The sequence below is a fragment of the Pseudomonas machongensis genome, assembly GCF_034961125.1.
Lineage (GTDB): Bacteria > Pseudomonadota > Gammaproteobacteria > Pseudomonadales > Pseudomonadaceae > Aquipseudomonas > Aquipseudomonas machongensis.
In genome coordinates, this window is sequence record NZ_JAYFUI010000178.1 from 1 (window position 1) to 1,528 (window position 1,528).

1 protein-coding gene is annotated in these 1,528 nt (G+C 59.4%); it reads left to right on the top strand.

What is annotated here, in order from left to right; genetic code table 11:
• Positions 1–1,528, top strand: a 1,528-nt coding sequence (locus tag VA602_RS15920; RefSeq protein ID WP_323453686.1) for an immunoglobulin-like domain-containing protein, incomplete at both ends; no start/stop codon positions are given.

Consider the following 1,528-nt stretch of genomic DNA (forward strand, 5'->3'; position numbering starts at 1 on the left):
GGGCTCGCTCACCGTTGGGATCAGCGACGCCAGTGTTCCAGGTAAGACCTTCGAGAATCTGGAGCTCGGCAGCTCGGCCACTGTTCAGATCGCTGATACCGAAAGCGAGGTCGTCGCGACTCTCACCGCCGACAAGACCACCGTGTCCGAAGGTGGCGAAATCACCTATACCGTCACTCTGACCAACGCCCAGGGCCTGGACGTCAAAGGTCATGGCGGTCTGACCTTCACTCTTTCGGATGGCACGAAAGTGACTGTTCCGGCGGGCAGCGCCACCGGCACCATCACCATTAATGCACCTGATGACGTGTACGTTGGCGGTCAGCCAAGCATCGTGAATAAGCTGGAATCGGTCACTGGCGCCGACAACTTCGAAAAACTGACCTTGGGTCAGGGCGAAGTGAAAACCGATGTCACCGATGAACCGGGCACTGGCACCCCGGGCACCGGCAACGAGGGTGACAAGGTTTCCGTCACCATCGTCAGCAACGGCAATGTCACTGAAGATCAACAGCCGTCGTTCACCGTCAAAGTGAACCAGCCGCTGGATCGCCCTCTGACTGTCACCTTGAGCAACGGCGACAAGGTCACCATCGCTGCGGGCCAAACTCAGGTTGAGTACAAGGCACCGGCACAAGGTGATGACGTCTTCAAGGATTCCGGTTCGCTCACCGTTGGCATCAGCGGCGCTACCGTTTCGGGCAAGACCTTCGAAAACCTCGAGCTCGGCGGTTCGGCCACCGTTCAGATCGCCGATACCGAAAGCGAAGTCGTCGCGACCCTCACCGCCGACAAGACCACCGTCAGCGAAGGCGGCGAGATCACCTATACCGTTACCCTGACTAACGCCCAGGGCCTGTCGGTTACTGGCCATAACGGCTTGGTCTTCACCCTGAGCGATGGCACCAAGGTTACCGTTCCGGCGGGCAGTGCTACTGGCACCTTCACCATCACCGCCAAGGACGACGTCTACGTCGGCGGCCAGCCGAACATCGTCAACAAGATCGAGTCCGTCACCGGTGGCGACAACTTCGAGAAGCTGACCCTCGGCGACAACACCGTCACCACCACCGTGACTGACGAGCCAGGCACTGGCACTCCAGGTACTGGCAACGAGGGTGACAAGGTTTCCGTCACCATCGTCAGCAACGGCAATGTCACCGAAGATCAGCAGCCGTCGTTCACCGTCAAAGTGAACCAGCCGCTGGACCGTCCGCTGACCGTCACCCTGAGTAATGGTGACAAGGTCACCATCGCTGCGGGCCAGACCCAAGTTGAGTACAAAGCCCCAGCTCAAGGCGATGACGTCTTCAAAGACTCGGGCTCGCTCACCGTTGGGATCAGCGACGCCAGTGTTCCAGGTAAGACCTTCGAGAATCTGGAGCTCGGCAGCTCGGCCACTGTTCAGATCGCTGATACCGAAAGCGAGGTCGTCGCGACTCTCACCGCCGACAAGACCACCGTGTCCGAAGGTGGCGAAATCACCTATACCGTCACTCTGACCAACGCCCAGGGCCTGGACGTCAAA